General features: G+C 42.5%; 4 protein-coding genes. 1 reads left to right on the plus strand and 3 read right to left on the minus strand.

Annotation, left to right across the window (positions count from 1 at the left end):
* On the minus strand, window positions 1-346 hold a 346-nt coding region (locus ACYVRA_RS05985; protein WP_461251839.1), incomplete at its 3' end, for a hypothetical protein.
* A gap of 145 nt (window positions 347-491) precedes the next feature.
* Entirely contained in the window at window positions 492-824 is a 333-nt protein-coding gene (locus ACYVRA_RS05990; protein WP_461251840.1) for a helix-turn-helix domain-containing protein, read from the minus strand.
* Window positions 825-997: 173 nt separating this feature from the next.
* Here ACYVRA_RS05990 and ACYVRA_RS05995 point away from each other — a divergent pair, with 173 nt between their 5' ends.
* A complete protein-coding gene (locus ACYVRA_RS05995) occupies window positions 998-2500 on the plus strand; it encodes an InlB B-repeat-containing protein (RefSeq protein WP_461251841.1) in 1503 nt (500 codons plus the stop codon).
* A 369-nt stretch (window positions 2501-2869) separates the two neighbouring features.
* On the opposite strand, the gene ACYVRA_RS06000 is transcribed toward ACYVRA_RS05995, so the two are convergent.
* Window positions 2870-3168, minus strand: a 299-nt coding sequence (locus tag ACYVRA_RS06000; RefSeq protein ID WP_461251842.1) for a hypothetical protein, incomplete at its 5' end; no start/stop codon positions are given.

Below are 3168 nucleotides of genomic sequence, written 5' to 3' on the forward strand. Positions count from 1 at the left end.
CCGCCATACATATAGAAGTATTGGAAAGCAAAATATCTATATCAGTGCGTAACCGGTTATTATTATCATAGATTGGAACGCGGTTAAATATCCGTTTAAGATTGTAATTATACGCGTCAAACTTCTCATTCAAGTGAGGCGCAAAAAGGGTCTCCACCAAATCTCCCATAGATTGGTTAAGCCCGCCGACGTTGGCGGTTACACGGTCAACTTTTTCCCCCAATTTGTCGATAGTTTTAGTTGTTTGGTCAACCTGTTCTCCCAATTTTGTTAAAGCCGTCCAAACAGTGGGAAAGTCAAGAGTTTTTCCCCATTCTGCCGCTTCTTGAACTGTCATTTCTGCCATAGGATACCTCCAAGTATAGGATTTTTTCATTATATAGTATTTGTAAGAAGAATACAAATGAAACGCTGAGGTTCCAGACCTCTTCGTTGGGGTAAAAGATCAAATGTTAGTCATTTTAACACAAAAACATAATCTGACACCTTTGCTAGATTATTTTGCCGTATATTTCAGCAAAATTGTCGTCATAGCTTTTTTTGGCTTCAGCTAACTTCCGCAAGGCATCAGTAGAGTTAAGGGAGAGAGCGGCTCTAGTTTCAAGCGGAATAAGGAGCTGAAAAGTTTCTATTTTAAATACAGTGGCAAGGGCTTCCAGCGTTTTGTCACTGACCCACGTCCTTTGACATTCAATACTGTTTACTGCTTGCCATGAAATACCAGCCATTTCAGCCAATTTTTCCTGTGAAATTCCGAGAATTCGGCGTTGTTCCTTGATATTTGCCGCTAAAATTTGCCGTAAAACCAGTTTTTTAGTTTCCATACGTCTTTTTGTATCTTAAATTAACGATATAATTGGTAAGTATTTCTTGACACGTATTAATAAATATAGTACCCTCTTTTTAAGAGGGGGTAAATAAATGCCCCTAGACTAGCCATTTAAGGCTGGTATTACATCACAAAGGTTTGATATAGGTCAAATCCGAAGGAGTTTTTATGCTAAAGAGGAATGTGTTTCTTCTGGGATTGCTGGTGGCTCTGCTGGCAATTGGACTGATTTTTGTTGGTTGTGACAATAGTAGCGGTGGTGGCGGCACTGGTGGTACAGGCGGCAGTGGAGATGGAGGCGGCACTGGTGGTACGGGCGGCAGTGGAAATGGCGGCGGCACTGGTGGTACGGGCGGTAGTGGAAATGGCGGCGGCACTGGTGGTACGGGCGGTAGTGGAGATGGCGGTGGTACTGGTGGCGGCGGCAATAACAACGGGACAAACCAATTTATTGGCACATGGAATGGTACAGATGCAGATGGTTACTCTGTTACGCTTGTTATTACTGCGTCAACTTGGACACTAACTACCTATAATTATTCAGGTACTTATTCATTTAGCGGCAATACGGCGACTATAAAAGATGATTCAGGTAGTACAATTGGTACGGCTACTATTTCAAGTAGCACGTTAACTGTTACAGGTTCAGGTATACCTTATACTCCATATACACTTACTAAAACAACGACTGGCGGCGATGGCGGAGGAACAAGTGGCGGTACTGGAGGAGGAGGCGGTAGTACAACTGTACCAAATGCTCCTACAGGAGTAAATGCTACAGCTGTTTCATCAAGTAGTATTAGCGTGTCATGGAGTGCGGTATCTGGGGCAACGAGTTACGATGTGTATTTTGAGATAGGCAGTTCTATTACTAAAAATTTTGCCGGAACAGTTACTGGAACTTCCTATACCCATACTGGGTTACAAGCCGGAACCACTTATTATTACTACATTAAGGCGGTCAATAGCGCCGGGTCAAGCAATTATTCATCATCTGCGTTAGCAACAACACAATCCTCTGGTGGCGGTGGCAGTGGAGGCGGTGGCGATAACCAGACTACTTACACCATAACATTCAATGCCAATGGCGGCTCAGTCAGTCCGACAAGCGGTACGACAGGCACAAACGGCAGTCTCGCAACCTTGCCCACTCCGACAAGATCCGGCTACACTTTTAACGGCTGGTTTACCTCAACATCCGGCGGCACGCAAGTAACAACAAGCACTGTATTCTCTCAAAACTCCACTATTTACGCAAGGTGGACATCAAGCGCGCCAATCGAAACTAGACTTGATCAACCAATATTCGGCACCAATTCAGTAACCAGTAGTAGTATAACTATTAACTGGACACTTCAAACAACGGGCACTACACCTAATGGCTTATATTCTTATGCAGCGCCTACGAATATTACAATTGCAGTATATATTGCAGAAGATGGCAGTACTCCTGCTTTTTGGTACGATCTTACCTCTACTCCCCTCGCAGGAACTGCAAGATCGTACACTCTTAGCAATTATACGCCTTGGATTTATTATGTAGGCGGTAAGCGGCGAGTATCATTGCGGGTAACATGTACAAGAAGCGGTAATACTAGTACTCAGGCAATTATGTCATATTGGTTTACTGATAGTAGTGGTACTGCTGGTAGTTGGGTACCTACGTATTAGTATCAGACAACAAATTTTTCCGAATAAGCCGTCCTCCATAAACATTGGGACGGCTTTTTATTTATTATTACGAAACCAAAAAAAGACGGCGTATACGCAAAGGTATCTTTTACTACTTTTACGTAATAGTCAGTAACAACTAAATATTTACAAAGAAGACCTCACGCAAAGACGCAGAGGCGCAAAGTTGTTGCTAGCAGGATCGTCGTTTTTCTTTCAAGATTTGTAGTCAAACTTACATATCTTGATCAATAATGGGGCATCGGACAGCAACTTTGCGTTCTCTGCGCCTTTGCGAGAGAAATTTTGAGAATAATGTTTTGTAAAGTTTTAGATGTTAGTTATTATGGAAACAACTCAATCTGATATTTACCATTCTTTTGGTTGAAAACCTTCCGGTGGTTCAAGTAAACGGACATCTTCTCCCGTTAATTCAAGAATAAAGAAACCGTTTTGTTCCGCGTATTCCCGCGCTTCAGGCGTTACAACAGCGCCAACTATCGCCCCTAACAACTTTTTATCTTTAACTTCAGCAGGAGGATATTGCCGTATCAACTGCATTCGTTTTATATGTTCATCAACTTGATCGGTTCTTTCCAGCCATCGCTTGACTTCCACCGCCATACATATAGAAGTATTGGAAAGCAAAATATCTATATCAGTGCGTA

The sequence above is a fragment of the Treponema sp. R8-4-B8 genome, assembly GCF_054786175.1.